At 65.9% G+C, this 18,754-nt stretch carries 12 protein-coding genes and 1 pseudogene; 8 read left to right on the forward strand and 5 right to left on the reverse strand.

The annotated features are described in order from the left end of the window. Positions 1–2: 2 nt before the first annotated feature. From IF28_RS36915 to IF28_RS0103440, 4 genes are all read right to left on the reverse strand, one after another. Positions 3–530, reverse strand: coding sequence for a hypothetical protein (locus tag IF28_RS36915; RefSeq protein ID WP_158713643.1), 528 nt, complete (start codon positions 528–530; stop codon positions 3–5). A 617-nt stretch (positions 531–1,147) separates the two neighbouring features. Further along, positions 1,148–1,810, reverse strand: a complete 663-nt coding sequence (locus tag IF28_RS39060) for a hypothetical protein (RefSeq protein ID WP_158713644.1) — start codon at positions 1,808–1,810, stop codon at positions 1,148–1,150. Beyond that, positions 1,807–2,307 (reverse strand): hypothetical protein, encoded by a 501-nt coding sequence (locus IF28_RS0103435; RefSeq protein WP_030213668.1) that lies wholly within the window; start codon positions 2,305–2,307, stop codon positions 1,807–1,809. Before IF28_RS0103435 ends, IF28_RS39060 begins: the two co-directional genes overlap by 4 nt. Next, positions 2,304–2,759 carry an ATP-binding protein gene (locus IF28_RS0103440; protein WP_051713619.1) on the reverse strand — a complete coding sequence of 152 codons (456 nt, stop codon included), beginning with the start codon at positions 2,757–2,759 and terminating at the stop codon, positions 2,304–2,306. The genes IF28_RS0103435 and IF28_RS0103440 overlap by 4 nt, the downstream gene beginning before the upstream one ends. A gap of 324 nt (positions 2,760–3,083) precedes the next feature. On the opposite strand from IF28_RS0103440, the gene IF28_RS0103445 reads away from it, so the two are divergent. The 8 genes and pseudogenes from IF28_RS0103445 (at position 3,084) to IF28_RS0103480 (ending at position 17,608) form a co-directional block, all read left to right on the forward strand. After that, positions 3,084–4,457 carry a Tat pathway signal protein gene (locus IF28_RS0103445; RefSeq protein ID WP_319125731.1) on the forward strand — a complete coding sequence of 458 codons (1,374 nt, stop codon included), beginning with the start codon at positions 3,084–3,086 and terminating at the stop codon, positions 4,455–4,457. A gap of 66 nt (positions 4,458–4,523) precedes the next feature. Continuing rightward, positions 4,524–5,012 carry a TrmO family methyltransferase domain-containing protein gene (locus IF28_RS0103450; protein ID WP_030213676.1) on the forward strand — a complete coding sequence of 163 codons (489 nt, stop codon included), beginning with the start codon at positions 4,524–4,526 and terminating at the stop codon, positions 5,010–5,012. A gap of 676 nt (positions 5,013–5,688) precedes the next feature. Further along, positions 5,689–6,555 carry a helix-turn-helix domain-containing protein gene (locus IF28_RS0103455; RefSeq protein WP_030213680.1) on the forward strand — a complete coding sequence of 289 codons (867 nt, stop codon included), beginning with the start codon at positions 5,689–5,691 and terminating at the stop codon, positions 6,553–6,555. Between the two features lie 144 nt (positions 6,556–6,699). Continuing rightward, positions 6,700–6,924: a DUF397 domain-containing protein gene (locus tag IF28_RS0103460; protein WP_030213683.1), complete on the forward strand. Its 225-nt coding sequence runs from the start codon at positions 6,700–6,702 to the stop codon at positions 6,922–6,924. 1,079 nt (positions 6,925–8,003) lie between these two features. Beyond that, positions 8,004–8,708, forward strand: coding sequence for a hypothetical protein (locus IF28_RS0103465; RefSeq protein ID WP_030213686.1), 705 nt, complete (start codon positions 8,004–8,006; stop codon positions 8,706–8,708). A 1,153-nt stretch (positions 8,709–9,861) separates the two neighbouring features. Next, positions 9,862–11,892, forward strand: a pseudogene (locus IF28_RS0103470) (type I restriction-modification system subunit M); the annotation flags it as partial. Between the two features lie 786 nt (positions 11,893–12,678). Continuing rightward, positions 12,679–15,909 (forward strand): type I restriction endonuclease subunit R, encoded by a 3,231-nt coding sequence (locus tag IF28_RS0103475; RefSeq protein WP_030213692.1) that lies wholly within the window; start codon positions 12,679–12,681, stop codon positions 15,907–15,909. A gap of 40 nt (positions 15,910–15,949) precedes the next feature. Beyond that, the gene (locus IF28_RS0103480) at positions 15,950–17,608 is read left to right on the forward strand and encodes a serine/threonine-protein kinase (RefSeq protein WP_234324864.1); all 1,659 of its coding nucleotides are present in this window, start codon (positions 15,950–15,952) and stop codon (positions 17,606–17,608) included. Between the two features lie 455 nt (positions 17,609–18,063). On the opposite strand, the gene IF28_RS36920 is transcribed toward IF28_RS0103480, so the two are convergent. Continuing rightward, positions 18,064–18,690 carry a hypothetical protein gene (locus tag IF28_RS36920; protein ID WP_030213701.1) on the reverse strand — a complete coding sequence of 209 codons (627 nt, stop codon included), beginning with the start codon at positions 18,688–18,690 and terminating at the stop codon, positions 18,064–18,066. Positions 18,691–18,754: the final 64 nt, after the last annotated feature.

Genomic DNA, 18,754 nt, shown 5'->3' on the forward strand with positions numbered 1-18,754 from the left:
GGTCAGACGTCGCCGAAGAAGTGGTCCAGGGCGTCGGCGGTGTGGGGTACTTCGGCCTCCTGGAGGTCGAGAACCTCGGCCAGGGTGGGACCTTCGTGGCCCCGCTCACCCCGGTCGCCCCGGCTCCTTGGGTAGGCGGGCGCGGGGGCAGCGGCGTGGGCCGGCGCAGGGGTGAGGCAGGCGGTGGGCATGGTCAGGCCTTCCGGTTCGGGGGAGGCGGAACAGGTGACGTCGGTGGCGAGGAGGCTGACGATTGGGTGGAGGAGCAGAGGACGGCTGAGCGGGCCGCCGTCCTGACTCACCCACCCGGAAGTGCCGTCGCACTCAGCGAATCCCCAGGTGAAGGGCGGCAGCGTGACGTGCGTGCCAGCCTTGAGGTACGTGGTGCCGGGTGGCCAGGCGGGGTCGTCGGACCGCTCGGGCAGGAAGACGCCCCACTGCCCGGCATGCGTGAAGACCCAGCCCACGGCGGATGCCGCTGCGGATCGCGTGATCGTGTCGGTGACGAGCCGGGCGAGCGGTTCGGGCATGAGTAGGACCTCCCAGCCCGGCCCGACCTCCCGCGTCCGCGGGCCCGCAGCGGGCCTGGGCGAGAGGTCAAGTCGTACGGCCAACACGAGAGTTGCGAGGGTCATGACGAGGTCCTTGCTGGCGTGCCTCCAGCGTGTCAGCGCCGGAAGCAGAGGTGCGGGGGGACAGCTCGACGGCGATCGCGGCCTGGCTGTAGCCGCGCAGGAGGTTGTTGAGGGCGCGAACGGGCTCCCCGTCAAGCGTCAGGTGCGTGCAGCGCGCGGCCAGGGCCCGCAGGGCGGACCGGGCCTGGAGGACGGCGAGCGGGATGCCGGCGCACAGATGCGGGCCGCCGCCGAAGGCCAGGCGCTGGTCGCTGCGCGGTCTATGGGGGCCATGGGTCCTTGGACGAAGTGGTGGATGGGCAAAGCGGAAGGCGTGGACTGGCTACCGTGGTTGTGCTCTGGGAGCCAAGGCAGCCGGGAGAACGGCAATACGGGGGGGTGCTGCCTCGCTCGCGGCTTCCGGGACCGGACGGCGGTGCGTCCGAGCGGTCCCCCAGAGTCGGAAGCCGAAGCCCAAGAGCGAGCGCCGACGGCCGACGGCGACTAGGGCGCCGCACGTGCCGGGCTCCGGTCTACGTGGGAGGCCCACAGCCGCCGGGGGAGCCCGCCGCGGCGCTGGCCAACTCGGCTGTCGGAACGGCTCGATGTTGCAGGGCGTCTGCTCGAGCCGCCTCCGGCACCGTCGTGAGATCCGGCCCGGGAGCCGGGGGGTGCCCGGCCGCGTCGAGAACGGCCCCGGCATTCGCCGGAACTGAGTTGATCAGGGCCTGCGCGACCTCTGCGAGCCGGATGGTGAGGATCACCAGCTGCATGTAGCCCTCCGGTAGTGGCGCTTTGCGGATGCGGCGCGCCTGGCGGGCCAGGTCAGGGTCCGCCTCAGCGACGATCCGCTCCAGACGGGGGAGATGCTGGCGCAGGGCCGCGAGGAGCAGCATGACTTCGTTGTCGCGACGGGGCAGTGGTGACGTTCCCAGCACCCGCTCCACCAGGTCTTCGACGACGTGCAGGGTGCTGAGGGGACGAAGGCGCCGTCGTGCGAGGTAGGTGCGGGATGCGTGGCGCCCGCGCCAACCGAGCGCCGGACGCAATGCCGATAACACGTTGTCTCCAATCAGGGGACGAGAGGCGGCCAGCGCCCGATGCTGCCGCGGGCCCAGGTCCGTGCTGCGCCTGGCTCGATCACTGGCGCCGAGGCGCTGCGGGAGTGTCGGGCTCTGCGGGCGTGTGTTGATCACGGTGCATCTCCCGCGAGATCGAGGATCACCGAGACAGCGTGAGCCAGACGTCGAAGCCGCCCCAAGCTCGCCGTGGCCGTCTGCACTTCTTGGAGGACGGCGAAGCCGTGCCGGATGACTTCCTTCGCGTCCAGACCCTGGAGCCGGACGAATCGCCCTGAGTTTTCGCACAGGGTTCGCAGGACGGCTTCCAGACTTGGTGTCCAGGCGTCGATCTGCTCGCGGTTCGGCGCGGCTGCCTCGCCCAGGATGGCTTCCAGGAGCGCTTCGGTCGCCTCCGCTTCCGCTGCTGCTGTGAACCGGGCGGTCTCCTCCAGTCGGTTCAGCAGATGCCCGAAGGCTTTCTCCCTCGCTCCGTTCGGGGCGGTGCGGGCGCGGAAGGCCGCAGCATTCGAGGGAGGCGCGTATGCGAACGAATTCGGTGAGGTGTCGGCGACCGCGTGTGCTCGCGAGTCGCGGGTGGCCATCGGAAGGAGGGCCATCGCGCGGACGCTCATGATGCCCGCCTCCGGGGGGAGTCGAGCTCCGTCCAGACGGTCTTGCCACTGCCCCCCGGGTCGGTCTCGACGCCCCAGCGGTCGGACAGCTCGTCGACGAGGCACAGGCCGCGCCCGCTCGTCCGGCTCACGGAGAGCCTCTGCTCCGTGGGCTTCACGGCGGACGGATCACGCATATCTACGCGCAGCTGGTCGTCGGACCACGCAACGGTGATCTTGACCTTCGCTCTGTGCGGCAGGTTGACGCAGCCGTGCAGGATGGCGTTGGTCATGAGCTCCGTACAGATCAGGGTGACATCGTCGGCGACGTGCTCAAGGCCGTCCTCCTCCAGACACGCACGCAACTGGCGGCGCACACGCGAGATCGCCGCCCGGTCCGCGGGGAAGGACGCTTCGAACTGGGGCTCGTTCTTCGCACCGAGCGTGACGACGAGGTCGTGGAGTTCGGTCACCGCACACACTCCTTCAGCTGGCAGTGCCGCACCCGCATGCCTCATGACGGTGGACGGAGCTGCCAGGCAGCTAGGCGTCGTGCGCGTCAAGTGGTGCACGTTCATCGGCCACTTCTCCTCGCCTGGCAGCGTGCAATCGGCTCTGGCCCCCGAGCCGGCCCATGTGAATGAGGTCGTCGATTCCCCTGCGCCGCAAGCGGGTTGGAGGAATATCGTCTTCACGAGACAACCGCGTCTGCGAGGGGCTGGGTATCCCGGTGAGCACGCGGGAGTGGGGAACGTGGGGAAAGATCGTTTTGGAGGCGGGGGCGCACGATGGCACGGATGCGCAACGAGAAACTGGCTGCGGCCATTGCTGAACTTGGCCTGTCCCAGGCCCGTCTGGCCGCTCGCGTCAAGGCGGTGGCGGAAGAGCACGGTGTCGCCAGCCTGGCCTCCGTCGGCCGATCCCACATCACCAAGTGGGTGGGCGGAGTGACCCCCGAGCCGCCGGCTGCCCGTATCTTGGCCGAGACGCTCTCCCGTGGCCTCGGTCGCCTCGTCACGCTCGCAGACATCGGGCTGGCGACGGACACCGAGCCCGAGCCGCAGCCGCCGGCGTGGAGCGACGACACACTGACCACGCTGGTGACGCTCGGGAGTGCGGACATGGACCTCGACCGCCGACGCCTTTTGGCCAGCACCATCCACTCGACGATCGGCTTGGCCCTTCCCGCCGAGCAGTGGTTCGAACAGGCCATGGATCGGGCCCGCGCCCGCAAACCTCTGTCGGGCCACACCGTTACAACTCAAGACGTGGAAGACGTCCGCGAGATGTGTGACTTCTTCTCCCGGCGAGACCAGAAGCGCGGCGGGCGCGCCGGGCGCACCGCCCTGGTGGCGTACCTGCGCACGGACGTTGCTGACCTCCTGGGTAGCCACTTCCCTACCGAGGACATTCGCCGCAGCATGACGTCGGCCGCAGCGGAACTGGCCTACCTCGCAGGATGGACAGCCTTTGACGGCGGTGAACATCCGCTCGCACTTCGCTGGTTGACCGCCGCGACCAATCTCGCGGAGGAAGCCGGCGACGCTCCCCTGGCCGGCCATACGCTGCGTGCCATGGCCCACCAAGCGGTTGACCTCGGAAACCCAGGAGAGGCCGTGCGGCTGGCCGAAGCGTCGCTTTCCAGCCGCCGGTACGCCCAGGCCTGCTGGCGAGAACGCTCGCTGCTCGGCGTCGTCCACGCCCGAGGCCTGGCGGCGAGCGGCGAGAAGAAGGCCGCTGTCGCCGCCCTGCTCCAGGCCGAACGAGACCTCAGCCGCGCCAGCGAGAGCGACAACGAGCCCAACCGCGTGTTCTTCTTCGGCGAAGCCAGCCTCGCACACGAGACCGCCGCCGCACTTCGTGACCTGGGCGATCTCCAAGGAGCTGAGAGCCAGTTCCGCCACAGTGTGCGAACTCGCCGCGGTGAGTTCACCCGAACTCACTCCGTGACTCTGGGATACCTCGGGGCGGTACAGGCCCAGCAAGGCCACCTCGACGTCGCCTGCGAAACCTGGGGTCAGGCACTCGATGCCATGGCCGGGGTTCAGTCCGGGAGAGCTCGCGAGACCGTAGTTCAGATGCGCCGGGCCTTGTCCCCGTTCCGAAGCCGGGCAGGGAGCCGAGCCGCCGAACTCGACGCAAGGGCGCGGACAGCCCTCGGCGTAGGCTGACGCGGCCAGGACGACGATCGTGGCAGTCGCTGCGACTGCCACCCAGATCAGACCTAAGGGGCCTTCGTGTCCGACGAGTTCATCCAGGTGCCGGTAATCGGCCGAGTCGTTGGCGGCCACACCGGCCGTCGCGACGACTTCAAGGGCGGAGTCGAGTCGATCATCCGTCTGAACCCGGAATTCCCCGTGGAGACCTTGAAGGGCGCCACTGAGTTCAGCCACCTTCAGGTGCTGTGGCACTTCAGCGAACGCTCGCCTGAGGACGTCGCCCTCCACGCCCGGAGCCCGCGCGACAACCCGGCGTGGCCCGAGACCGGAACCTTCGTTCACCACAATCACCGGCGCCCGGCCGGCCTGGGCGTGTCTTTCCCCAGGTTGTTGCGGATCGAGGGGCTCGACGTACATGTGACCGACCTGGATGCCGATGACGGCACACCCGTCATCGATGTGGTCGTGGTGTTCCAGGAGTTCCTGCCACGCGGCAAGGTCACACAGCCGACCTGGCCTAGCGAGATGCTCAAGGACTACTGGACCGACGCAGAAGAGCGTCCCTAACAGGGATCGCTTCTCCCGCGAGCGGTGCCAGTACAGGAGCGACCACGCGCGGGGAACGGCTCGTCCCCGCTCTGTGGCAAGCATCTGCATGAGCGTGCCGGTCACGAGGACCTCCTTGCGACCGGCACGAGGTCCCCCCGCGCAGCCAGCCACCCGCTGCAGCTTCCCGACAGCGGACGCACCCACCACTTCTTCGCGTCGTAGACACCGGGGCCGACTACCAGGAGTACGTCACAGTCCCGATTCGTGTCGTGCGCGATGCCGTCCACTTCAGGGCTCCAAGTGCCCGTCGGATGAGCCGCCGTGTCCCTCGCCAAGGACGGGACGCAGGGCGCCCTCTTCGCAACTGTTGCCTGGTCAGATCCTGTCCGCAGTTGCGCAGACAGGTACGCGTCAATCGAGGTGGGAGGCATAGCCGGTCCTCGTCGTCGAGTTGGCGGAGGCTCGCGAGGTATGCGAAGGCACACAGAGTTAGCGAGCAGCTGCTTGCTGTTGCGACCAGCCGAGTATGGCAGCGACTTCTTCTTTACGTAAAGCGAGTCTGCGAAATTTTCTCAACGAGCTTCTTCGGTTCCTTGCGGAGCGACCGGAAGCTATCGTCATGTCGACACTTGACGTCGAGTGAGCAGTTCTCGCGTCAGCAGCCCGAGACGAAGTCCCCACAGAAGGAGTTGACATGGCAGCCGTCGACGACAGGTCCGTCGCACTGTGCCGCATCCTGCTCAGGCTGCAGCTCCGCCGGCTCCGTCAAGCCCGGGGGCTCAACGCCTCCGCCGTCGCGAAGGTTTTCGGGTGGTCAACAGCACGCATGACCCGCCTGGAGACCAAGGACACCGCGGTCGAGGTCGGCGACGTTCGCCTTCTTTGCGACTACTACGAGGCGCCGCGCGAGCTTCGCGACGAGCTGGAGAACTATGCCCTCATCACCAAGACGCGGAAAGACTGGTGGGAAGAGAAGCCGTACAAAGGCAAGATCCCACCGTGGTTCCAAGCCTGTCTCGGCCTGGAGGCTGCAGCTCGGACCATCCGCATCTATCAACCCGAGTTCGTGCCAGGCCTGACTCAAGACCCTGAGTACGCCCGGGCGATTCTCGCCCTCTCCGAGGCCGATGAGCAAACCCAGGAGGTCCACGCCGCAGTGCGGGCGAAGCGACAGAGCATCCTGGAACGCGAGGAGGGCGCACCCTCGGTGGTGGTGATGCTCAACGAAGCGATCCTTCGGCGGCCCGTGGGCGGGAGCGAGGTCATGCGCCAGCAGTTGCAACGCTTGATGCACCTCGCTGAGCAGCCCCACATCACAATCCGGGTGCTGCCGTTCGCTGCCGGTGCGCACCCTGCCATGCACGGCCCCTTCACCTTGTGGGATTTCGAGGATGAGACGGTGGGTGAGCTCGCCTACCTCGAGAACCTCGTTGACGGCGGAGTCCACTCGGACGCCGAGAAGGTCGCACCGTTCATCGACGTGTTCGAGCGGCTGGATTCTCTTGCCGTTACCCAAGAGTTCTCGATCAAGATGATCAAGGAGGCGGCGGCCAGCCTGTGACCACTCCAAGGCCTGGCTGCCTCTGGTCAGGTGCTGGCCTGGCCATCCGGGTCCGCAGGGGAGACTCTGAAAGGATGCCCAGGCAGTCGCCTGGGAGGCCTTCAGCAGAAGGCCGAGGTACCAAGGAAGTTAGGAGAGTCTCCGTTGACGCAGGAGCTCAAATGGTGGAAGAGCAGTTACAGCGGCCAGAACGGGGGGGACTGCATTGAGTGCGCCGTGCCCTCACCGGTCGGCACAACGGGGGCCGCGCAGGACGTGATCCACGTCCGTGACTCTAAAAACAAGAAGGGGGCACACCTTACCTTCCCGGCGGCGTCCTGGAACTGCTTCGTCGCCGCCGCCAACCGTGGTGAGTTCGGCACCGCATAAAGAGGAGTTCGCCGCAACCCCATAGCAGTCGCAGTGGCCCGAGCGGGTCCCCCCTCAAGCGTAGTGAGGAGGGACCCGCTCGGCGTTCTACCTTCCCCCCGTGAGGCCTCAAGAGCAACTAGGCGCACTCGCTGTCGTCGAGCCGCTTCGGCCTCCGGTTCTACTTGGGCTTACCCGGAGCGGGGCTGTGGCCTCCAAGTCTCTTCGACAGCCGGGGTACGTATGGTTGCGTTGCGGCGCGGAGTGGAGATCATGCTGCGGCGCAACTCGTCGGCAGGAAAGGCCCGTTCGGCTAGTTTCGAACCCACCGCGACAGTCTGTCGACGGGGTGTGACAGTGATGGTCGCCGAGGTCATTGGTGGGCGATCGTGGCCTGGAGGACGAGCGCGCCAGCATGCAAGCCGGGCGGGCACGCCATCCCATCAGCAGTCCGGCCTCCCGGCCGACCAGCAGGGGCACGGTCTGACAGCAGAGCTCGAACAGCTCCGGCGCGGGCAGTGCTCACCTGGTGGCGGCCACTCATCGAGCCTCACTCACGACCCGATGAGTCCCATTAGGCGCGGGACATCCTCGATCGTTACGGGCTGTGAGTGAACGTATCCCGGCCTGATCAGTGCCGGAAAGTGACGCACGGTGGTTTGGGATAGTGCACGGTGATCTTCTTCCCCGTCCTCGCGGAGCTCGGCGAAGAACGCACCAACAACACACTCATCCGCTGGCTCAGCCACCACACCGCCCGACTCATGCAGACCTCATCCACGCAGACGGCCGGGCAACAGTCCGCTGATCCGCTCGCCGAGCTCGGCGAGCGGACCCGCAACAGAACAGCCGCCCGCCACGACAACCGCCGAAGCCGACCCAGCGGCCGACCAGTTACACGGCACCGACGAAGGCACTGAACAGACGAGTGACGTCGAGCTGACTGCGGGCGGGGGCAATCCCTGAGCAGCAGCATGCCCTGGGCGCCGAGTAGCTGCCCGGCGGCCCGCATCGGGAGGCCGCGCTGCACCGCCACAGGTTCTCGGCGAGAGCCGTTCCAACGCCCACCGGAGACGGGAAGGAGAGCCAGACTGTCGGCCATGGACACTTCCTCAGCCCACCAGGACCGTGAAGAAGCAGAGCGGCTGAGCACTGCCGTGGGGGTCCTCGCCGACTTCCTGAGCCGCCAGCCGCTCACCCAGGCCCTGGCCTCGCTGGAGCACCGACTGGAGGGCGCCGACGGGATGAATGTCATGCGGATCGCGGCGGACGGCCACGTCGTGCCGCAGCTGCTTGCCTCAGCGCTCACGGTCCGCGAGAGCCTGGGCCGGATCAACGACTTGATCCACGCCTGCGGCATCCTCCTCGTACTGCCCCACATCCTCGGGGATGAAGAACGCATCACCGTTCGCCCCTCCCTCGGCGCCGGCAACGACCCGAGCCGCCCGTACGACGTGGAGACAGACCAGCGCATCACGGAGTTCAAGCTCGCTCGTTGGCGCGGCGCAGACGCCATGCGCAAGCGCCAGACCTTCAAGGATCTCGTGATGCTGGCCGCCGACACCTCCGGCCGCCGGGCTGAGCTGTTCGTGATCGGCCCCGAGCCCTGCCGCTTCCTGACCACCAGCACTTCAACTGCGGCCTGGGCCCTGGACCGCAGCCCAGGGGCGCTGCGGACCTTCACCACCGTCTTCGGCACACCGGGCATGTCCGTCGCCCAGTTCACCGCGACGCATGCCGCCCACGTTCAGATCACCGATCTGCGGGTTCTTCTCCCCGCGTCCGTCGCAGCCCTCCTGCAGTGAGCCGTTCTCACCATGAGGCGCCAGCCTTGCGAAGGGCCCTGTATTCACGCTCCCCAAGCCGCGGCGGCGCGTTCCACACTAGCGCGGCGCCAGTGAACAGGTGGTGACGCGGCATTTTGCCTGGTCACAGCGGGGCGCATGCGAGCTATCGCCATTCACATGCGCAGTCGTGGATGACTGGCCCCTCGTGCCGCCGCCTTGAGCGGTCTCCTCGCCATGGCGTACATCCTCGACGACGACGGCCATGCTGCTGGGCAGCGGCGTCACGGGGCCGGGCAGTTCGCGAGTTCCGGCTGGATCGGCCGGCAGGGGAGTGAGGCAGCTCCGGGGAGGCCGAAGCGCCCTCTGGTTGGGGCACCGGCATCCGTGCGATGTGCACCTGCAGTCTGGGGCGTCGGTTCGCCGCGGCAGTGGGTTAAGCGCGGTGCTTGCCCGGCGCGGGCTGCCGCCTTGCGAGCCCGGTCTGCCGGGGCTGTCAGTCCTGCGTGGTGTGCGGCTATCGAAGCGGCGATGGCGCCGCCGGCTTGAATGGCCAGTGCGGGGATCGGGCGGAGGGCGACAGCGGCCGCAGCTGCAATCTGTGAGTTGCTGGGGCGCTCGGAAGGTGTCGCAGAGTCGGAACGGGAAACGGTCCTTGACGAACGCCGTGTGCCGTCCCTGGGCGAAGAGTCGGAGCGTGGCTGCGGGGCCAGCCATGCACGGGCCGGTGGTGTCGAGAGTGTTGCCATGCTTCCGCGATTCCAGCGCGGGGAGTCCCTGGTGTGCATTGTTTCCGCAATGCCTCCTATGCGGCTTTCCGATCAATTTGTGTCAATAATCTAATTCTTATCTGGGGTGTGGGATTTATCCCCGAGTGGTGGTAAGGACCACGGTCGGCCGGTGCAGTTTCGCCGAAGCTGGCTTGTGCTGTCAGCGGCGGCCGGCGTGGCCAACGAGCGGTGATACGCAACCTCCAGTCATGGCACGTGGCCTCGGGTGTGTCGCGAACGGCGTGAGTGCAGCGGCCCAGGAGACGCCAGCAGCGGTGAGGGGAATGCCTGTCGGCGTCCCGGGGGGATGTTCGCTTCCGTACCCTGGTGAGGTTCGCCGTCCGGCTCGCTGTGACGGGCGGCACAGAGACTTCGCGGCAGGCAGCAACACGAAAAGGTGACGAGTGAGCGACAAGAACCAGGAGCTGGCCGACTTCATCTGGTCGGTGGCCGATCTGCTGCGCGGCGACTACAAGCGTTCCGAGTATGGCAAGGTCATCTTGCCGATGACCGTGCTGCGCCGCATGGACTGCGTGATGGAGGACACTCGCAAGGACGTGTGGGCGCGTGCCGAGTCATACGCGGGTATGAACAAGGATGGCGTGCTTCGGGCTGCTGCCGGCCGGAACTTCTGGAACCTCTCCCAGCAGTCATTCGCCACCATCGGCGCGGACCAGGACACCGACAAGGTCGAGAAGAACCTCAAGGACTTCATCGACGGCTTCTCGGCGGAGGCCACCGAGATCCTCGACCACTATGCCTTCCACCTTCAGATCGAGCGGCTGGCCAAGGCCGGTCTGCTCTACCTCGTCGTGCAGAAGTTCGCCGAGATCGATCTCAGCCCCGCAGTCGTGGACAACCACAACATGGGCTTCGTCTTCGAGGAACTCATCCGTAAATTCGCAGACGCCTCGAACGAGACCGCCGGCGAGCACTTCACCCCACGCGAGGTGATCGAGCTGATGGTCGAGCTGCTACTCGCTCCAGACGCTGAACGCCTTACCGGTGAGGCTCCTGTGGTCGATATCCTTGACCCGGCCTGCGGAACCGGTGGCATGCTGTCGGCAGCTGAGGAACACATCAAGACGCTCAATCCTCGGGCACGCGTGAACCTGTTCGGGCAGGAGGTCAACGCTGAGTCGTACGCGATCTGCCGCTCAGACATGCTCCTCAAGGATCAAACGGCCTCCAATATCTGCTTCGGAAATTCATTCACCCACGACGGCCATGAGGACGAGCAGTTTGAATACATGCTCGCTAACCCACCCTTCGGCGTGGAGTGGAAGAAGGTCGAGAAGGAGATTAAGGAGGAATATGAAGATCGCGGCTACGATGGCCGCTTCGGTGCTGGCCTGCCCCCCATTAACGATGGCTCCTTCCTTTTCCTTCAGCACATGATTCAGAAGATGAGGCCATTGAAGAAGGACGCCGAAGGCAGAGAAGTCGGGGGCAGTCGCATCGCCATTGTATTCAACGGATCGCCGCTTACTGGCGTTGCGGGATCGGGTGAGTCGGAAATCCGCCGATGGATTATCGAGAACGACTATCTGGAAGCGATCGTTGCCCTCCCGGACCAACTCTTTTATAACACAGATCTTTCTGCCTACTTCTGGATCGTCACCAACCGAAAGCCGAAGAACCTCAAGAATCGGATCATCCTGGTCGACGCGCGGGATCAGTGGCGCAAAATGTCAAAGTCGCTGAGCAAGAAGCGTAAGCGGATCGCTGAGGAGCAACGCAGGGAGATCTGTCATTGGTATGGGCAGGCATATCGACTGGCGCGCTCAGGTGAGAACTCTGAACACTCCGTACCGGATAAGGTGAAAGTCCTTGCTGCCGACGAATTCGGATACAAGCGGATCGCCGTAGACCGGCCACTCAAGCTGCGCTTCGAGGTCACTGAGGACACCCTTGACGCGTTGCGCGCATCCAGGGTAGTTGCCAGGGAGTTCCGTGATCCAGAGAAGCTAGTTGATGCATTGAAACCCCTGGTCGGGTCGAGTTGGGCTACCAAGGCCCAGGCGTGGGGTGACCTTCTAGCAGCAATGGCTGAGAAGGGTGTGACGTGGCCGAAGGGTAAGCCCTTCGACAGGGCCATGCGTGACGCAGTCGGAGTGCCGGATCCCGAGGGTGAGATCCAATATGCAAAGAAGGACCAGCCCGAACACGACCCAGGTTTGCGAAACTTCGAGTATGTACCCCTTCGTGGTGACATCGACGAATACTTCGCGCGTGAGGTGAAACCCAATGCCGAGGAGGCGTGGATCGCGGAGTCCAAGAACGCGGAAACGCAAGAAATCGTTCGTTTTCGGATCGGGTACGAAATCCCATTCACGCGACACTTCTACGTCTACGAGTCCCCGAATTCCCCGACTGATATCGACAGGGAGATGAAGGCCCTGGAGGCAAAGATCCAGACGTTGCTGAGTCAGTTGGCCACATTGGATGATTTCACCTTCGCTGAGATCTCCGAGACTGTGTCGCCCGGCGGCTTGAGGAAGCCGCGTGCCGAAGGGGCGTGGAGGTGGCTCCCCGAACTGCCTGACAGTTTTAAACTGGTACGCCTCGCGTATGTGGCTCGCCTGCAGAACGGGTTGACGGTCGATGCGAAACGCGATATCACCGGGGATGTCGTCACGCGTCCGTATCTGCGCGTAGCCAATGTTCAAGCCGGTCGTCTTGCGCTCGACTCCGTCACGGAGATTACGGTGCCGCGGAGTGTGGCCCGGCGTAGCACGCTCAGGGCTGGCGATGTTTTGATGACCGAGGGTGGGGACTTGGACAAGTTGGGCCGCGGGACCGTATGGCGAGGTGAGCTGGAAGGTTGCTTGCATCAGAATCACATCTTCGCCATCCGGCCCGACGAACGGCATCTCGATGGCGAGTACTTGGCTTACGTCACTCAGTCCCTCCATGGGCGCTGCTATTTCGAGAGCACGGGAACCAGGACTACGAACCTCGCGTCCACCAACAGCAGCAAGATCCAGAACTTCCCAGTGCCCCTCCCGCCCGTGCCGACACAGAAAGCATTGGTCCGTTCCCTTAATGCGTCGCTCGACCGCCAAACACGGCTGCGCGACGAGATCGAGCGCCAGCTCGCGCTCCTTATCGAGCGCCAGCGGGCACTCTCCACCGCTGCAGTCACCGGGCGACTGCGGGTTTCCACCACTTAATCGCCGCTCGATGTTGTATGCCGCTTCCCCTATCCCCGAGGAGAATCGATGACCCCCGTCCCTGCGCAAGCACGAGAGGCGCACACTGAAGGAGCCTTCGAGGCCGTCATCGAGTCTGCCCTGCTCCGGAACGGCTGGGAGCGAGGGCTCGGCAATTTCTACGACCACGAGCTTGGCATCGACACCTCCGAACTTTCCAAGTACCTCCGCGCGTCCCAATTCGACGCCTGGGAGCGGCTGATGGATGCCTACGGAGAGGAGGAGCCAGATGCCATCCATCGCTTCGCAGCCCACGTGGCCAAGCAGATAGACGCCCGCGGGACACTCGACGTACTGCGGCACGGAGTTGTGGACCGGAACGTGAGGTTGCGACTCGCCTACTTTCGCCCCGCGCACACCCTCGCCGTCGGTGCGCTCGACGAGTACGACGCCAACCGCCTCACTGTCGTCCGGCAGTTCCACTACTCCTCGGCCAAGCCGACGAGGTCGCTCGACCTGGCGCTTTTCCTCAACGGCCTACCCATCGCATCCGCCGAGTTGAAGAACCCGCTCACCGGCCAGACCGTCGAGCACGCCAAGCGGCAATACCGGACGGTTCGAGATCCGAAGGAGTTGTTCTTCGCGCGTCGTAGCCTCGTGCATTTCGTGGTCGACCCGGATTTGGTGTTCCTGACGACGCGTCTGGCTGGTCCCCAGACCCGCTTCCTGCCGTTCAATATGGGCGATGGAGGCCCGGGGAACATCGGCGGTGCTGGCAACCCGCCCACCCCCGACGGCACCACGTATCGCACTTCGTACCTGTGGGAACAGGTATGGCAGCGTGACAACTGGCTCGACCTCCTGCACCGCTATCTGCACGTCGAGGACGAAGCCGCCAAGGCGGGCAAGGCCCCCCGCTATCGCCCGGGCGCCGCGCACACCCAGCCGCTAATCTTCCCGCGCTTCCACCAGTGGCATGCCGTACGGAAGATGACGGCGCACGCCGCCCAGCACGGGGCGGGCGAGAACTACCTGATCCAGCACTCGGCGGGGTCCGGCAAGTCCAACACCATCGCCTGGCTCGCTCACCGTCTCGCATCACTGCACACGCCCGAAGACCCGGCACTCCTCGACCCGGCCGCCGCCAAGGCCAAGAACCTCGCGGCGAACAAACCCGTCTTCGACAAGGTCGTCGTCATCACCGACCGCCGGGTGCTGGACAAGCAACTCCAGGACACCATCTACCAGTTCGACCACACACCGGGCGTCGTGCTGCGCGTCGACGACAGCTCCCAGCAGCTGGCCGAGGCGCTGACCGGGGCGACCGCCCGGATCGTCATCACCACGCTGCAGAAGTTCCCCTTCATCCTGGACAAGACCTCCGGCCTTGGCCGCGAGCGCCGCTACGCGATCATCATCGATGAAGCGCACTCCTCACAGGGGGGCAAGGGCGCCGACGCGCTCAAGAAGGCTCTGGGCAAGCTCGGTTCGGATGCAATCGACGAGGACGGCGATCCACTGACCGCTGCTGCCCTCGCCCGCGGCAAGCAGCCCAACCTGTCCTTCTTCGCGTTCACCGCGACCCCGAAGGACAAGACGCTCAAGCTCTTCGGTACTAAGACTTCTGACGGCGGGCAGATGGAGCCGTTCCACATCTACTCGATGCGGCAAGCCATCGAGGAAGGCTTCATCCTGGACGTGCTGGGCACCTACGTTACCTACGGCACGTACTTCAAGCTTCAGAAGGCAGCCGTGGACGAGGCGGAGAAGCAGGTCGATCCGCGCAAGGCCAAGTCGAAGCTGGTACGGGCGGCCCTGCTGTCCGAGGCGTCTCTCGACTCCCGGGCGAAGATCATGGTAGACCACTTCCGGGCACACTCCGCCGACCGGCTCGGCGGGCGGGCGAGGGCGATGGTGGTCACGCCCAGCCGTGAGCACGCCGTGCGCCTCTATCAAGCAATCCGCGCCTACGTGGAGCGGTGCGGCTTCACGGACTGCGCGACTCTGGTCGCGTTCTCCGGCACTCTCACCCTCGACGACATCGAGTACACCGAGGCCAAGCTCAACGGCTTCGCCGAGAGCGAGCTTCCAGTTCGATTCGCCTACACCCGTCTCGACGACCCGAAGCCGCCGTCCGTTCCCCGCCCTGAATACCGCATTCTCGTCGTCGCCGACAAGTATCAGACCGGATTCGACCAGCCGCTGCTGACCACCATGTACGTCGACAAGCCACTGGCGGGCCTGGCGGCCGTGCAGACGCTGTCGCGGCTCAACCGCACGCATCGGCTCAAGTCCGCCGAGGACCTCTTCGTCCTGGACTTCGCCAACAGGCCCGAGGTCATAGTGGAGGCATTCCAGGCGTACTACGAGGCGTCCCTCGCCGAAGAGCCCGAACCCAACCTGCTGTTCACCAGGCATGATGAGGTGATGGCCTATCGCCTGCTGATCGAGGCGGAGATGGACGCCTTCGTCACCGCGTACTTCGCCGCGTTCAAGGACGGCTCCGCCACCGATGCGGCCGTGTCCAAGGCTCACTCGAAGCTGCACCACTACACCACCGGAGCCGTGGACCGATTCAACCGTTTGGCGGACGAAGAGCCGGACGCCGCCCAGGAGTTCCGGAGCGCGTTGGACGCGTACGTCAAGGCGTACGGCTGGCTCTCACACGTCATCGGTTTCGAGAACGAGGAGCTGGAGCGGCTCTTCCAGTACGGGCGGTTCCTGGTACGACGCCTGCGCCTACCAGCGGGTTCCGCCAGCGTGGACATAGGGGAGATCACTCCTAGCCACATGAACGTACGGAAGACCGGCACCCCCGAACTGCGGCTCAAAGCGGAAGGCGCGCAACTCCTGCCGGGCATCGTGCCGCAGCCCGCTGGCGCATCCCCTGATGCGCAGGAGAAGTCGCTAGCTGAGGTCATCGAGTCGGTCAACGAGGAGTACGGAATCGGCCTGTCCACCACAGACCAGATCCTGCTCGGCCAGCTCGTTGTCGCCGTCTCCGAAGATCCCGACTTGAAGCGGATCGGCCTCCACAACGATGAGGAGACCTTTCGCCGGGAGGTCGACCGGGACATGGACCGCATCGTGATCGACCAAGCCCAGTCCAACGATGCCCTCTTGGTGCGCTACTACGACGATCCGCTGGTGAACAAACTGTTCAAGCAGGTGGCCACCCAACAGGCGTACGGACTGATCCGCCGGCCCGCCCGCCGCGAGGCGGAACGCCGTGCGACCGCCGAGCGGGCCGCGGCGATCAAATCGGGTGAAGCCCCGGCCGCACCGTCCACTGATGCGTAACCTGCGCAGGTAACGGCCTGTCACGTCAAACAGCCGGTGCGTGCCCAGCGCCCGCGCGGAAGGGACCACCGAGGTGCTGCAAGACGAGTCGACCGAGGATGCCGCCGTGCCGTCCCGGCTCCTCGCTGGACGCTACCGGCTGGACAGACCGATCGGCGCCGGCGGCATGGGCGAGGTGTGGCACGCATACGACGAACGGTTGGGGGACAGGCGCGTCGCGGTCAAGATGATGCTCACCGACGTCCGCGGCGTATCCGGCATGCCGGGCTTCGGCGCCGCCGAGGCGCTGCAAAACCGGCGCGAACGCTTCCTGCGCGAGGTGCGCACCACCGCCGCCATCGAGCACCTCGGCATCCCCGCCGTCTACGACACCGGCGTCGACGACGTCTCGGGACGGCTGTATATCGTGATGCAGCTTCTGCGTGGGCGGGAGATGCAGAGGTTAATCGACGACACGGACTACACGGCTCAACCACTCGCCGTTTCCTGGGTGGCCGCAGCGGGCGCGCAGATCGCATCCACGCTGGATGAGGTCCACCGGCACGACGTTGTCCATCGCGACATCAAGCCTGCCAACCTCATGCTCACCCCGGAGGGCGTGGTCAAGGTCCTCGACTTCGGCGTCGCCACCCTCCTCGGCTCGGGCACTCACCCGCGCCTCACTCAAGAGGGCATGACCGTCGGCACGCCGCCCTACATGTCACCTGAGCAGAGCTTGGCCAACGCGGTCGGCCCTGCCTCCGACATCTACGCCCTCGCATGCGTGCTGTACGAACTACTCACCGGAAGACCACCGTTCACTACCGACAGCAGGGGCTCCTGCACTTGGCACCATGTCCGCACTCCACCTCCGCCGATCCGCACCGTGCGCCCGGACATCCCCGAGGAGTTGGAGCATCTCCTCCTGGGGATGCTGGACAAGGAGCCGGAACGGCGGCTCGGGGCCCCGCAGGTCTACGATGCTCTGCTGCCCTGGGTATACGGACAGGACGACTCCACCACTGCCCAGCAGGAGTACGACCCGCGCCAACCTTTCCGCCGCCCCTTCGGCGGCCCGACCAAACGCGTCGCCGTCCGCTCGTACACGCCGACCGAGATCGTCACGGTCGCCCATAATGCCGCTGGTGAGAAGGGGCCCATACCGCTGACCGATCAGGAAGCGGACGAAGTGTCGGACGTTGCGGCACGCTTGGCCCAGGACGGAAAGTTCGCTCAGGCTGCCGACCTCCTCGCGGGTGCCATAGACCGTGCCGCGAACGGAGTCCTACACGATGACCTCGTCTTTTCCCTAGCCCAAGTGAAGTTCCTGGCGGGAGCCCACCGAGAAGCGGCAGACCTTTTTGAGGAAGCGGGAGCCGCCTACGACGCTTTATACGGGGCTGAGGACGAGCAGGCCAGGCTGTGCCGCTACTTTGCCGCGCAGTGTCGCATGGCCCTCGGCGAATCCACTGCTGCCATCCAGGCCTTCCGCGCATACTCGGCCACGCAGCCCAACACGGCCGACGGTGAAGCCATCGACCGATACCTGGACGCCCTTGCCTCCCTCACCCGCCTGCACGCCGCCAAGGAACGTTTCCCCGAGACCGTAGCCGCAGCGGAGGAGTTGCGGGAGGCCACTCGACGCCTTCGTGGTCCTGACGCACCGGAACTCACCGACATCGATGGGTTCCTGGCCCGTCTTGGCCGCTTCACAGGCTGACGATGGCGATTCGAGCGCCTGACAGCGCCCGCTGAAGTCGAAGGAGGCCCCTGACTCGTACGTTCTCTCACCTGCGGCTCTGCTCTATGGCAGCAACCCGAGTTCGCGGGCCGTTTTCAGGTCGGCGACAGTGTGGGTGCCGATTAATCATCCGGGCTGGTCAAGCGGCATATTGGTACTCGTGCAGAGTTCCGCGCAGGGCTCGCCGCCGCGTACAGCGAGGCGTGGGCGAGCGCCCTGACAACCCGCAGTAGCCCGCCTTCGGAGGCGGCGAGGAGGGTGGCGGAGGCGTCGTCGAGGGTCACGGTCATGGCGGGCCTCTTGGTGCTACGGGCGAGGGTGAGACGGAATGCACGTACGTGTGCGGTCAACTGCCTCCGGCGGGAGGGGTTGGCGAAGGGGTAGGTCAGGAGGAGGGAGAAGGGCTTGGGACGGAGGCGTGCGTGCATTTCGTCTCACGGCGACCCGCCCGCGGGGCCGCCGGGAGCACCGGGGGCCGTCCCAGCGGCCGGGGGAGCAGGCGCGAGGGGTGGCATGGCGCGGCGCGGGCGCGGGACGCGCGGGAGGAGGCGGCGGGCGCGGCCCCGGGGGCGAAGGTGCGCTTCCACTGCGGCCATGTACTGCTCGCGGACATCCGCCAGCGCCCGCAGGTCGACGACCGACGTCGGGATCACCATCGCCGTGTCGTCCGCCACTGGGGGCGAGAGCCACGCATCCTTCATGCTCTGCCCGGCCACCGTCCGCGTACGGGCGACGAGTTCGTCATACGCGGCGCCCACCTCCGGGGCCTCGAAGCGGACCCATGCCTCGTGCCAGGTCAGTCTGGCCTGGATCTCCCGCAGCTGCTCCGACAGGCGGACCCGCTCCTTGGCGGCGGCGTCCGCGCGGGCCCTCGAAGGGCGAGTGCTGGGCGAGTGCAGGACCGTCGACAGCGCCGCCCGCACCCAGCGGGCGACGGTGGCCTCGTCCCCCTCGGGCATCCACGGGTAGTAGGGGGCTCGCCCGACTTCGCGCAGCGCCTCCGTTCGTGCTTCGAACTCCGGGCCGGGATGCGGGCCAGCCGCGAACGGCTTCATGACCATGCACCGTAGCGTCTCGACCCTGAACGCGCGTCGGCAGTAGGCGAGTTGGGTACGGTCCGACGGG

The sequence above is a fragment of the Streptomyces sp. NRRL WC-3626 genome, from assembly GCF_000718785.1.
Taxonomy (GTDB): Bacteria; Actinomycetota; Actinomycetes; order Streptomycetales; family Streptomycetaceae; genus Streptomyces; species Streptomyces edwardsiae.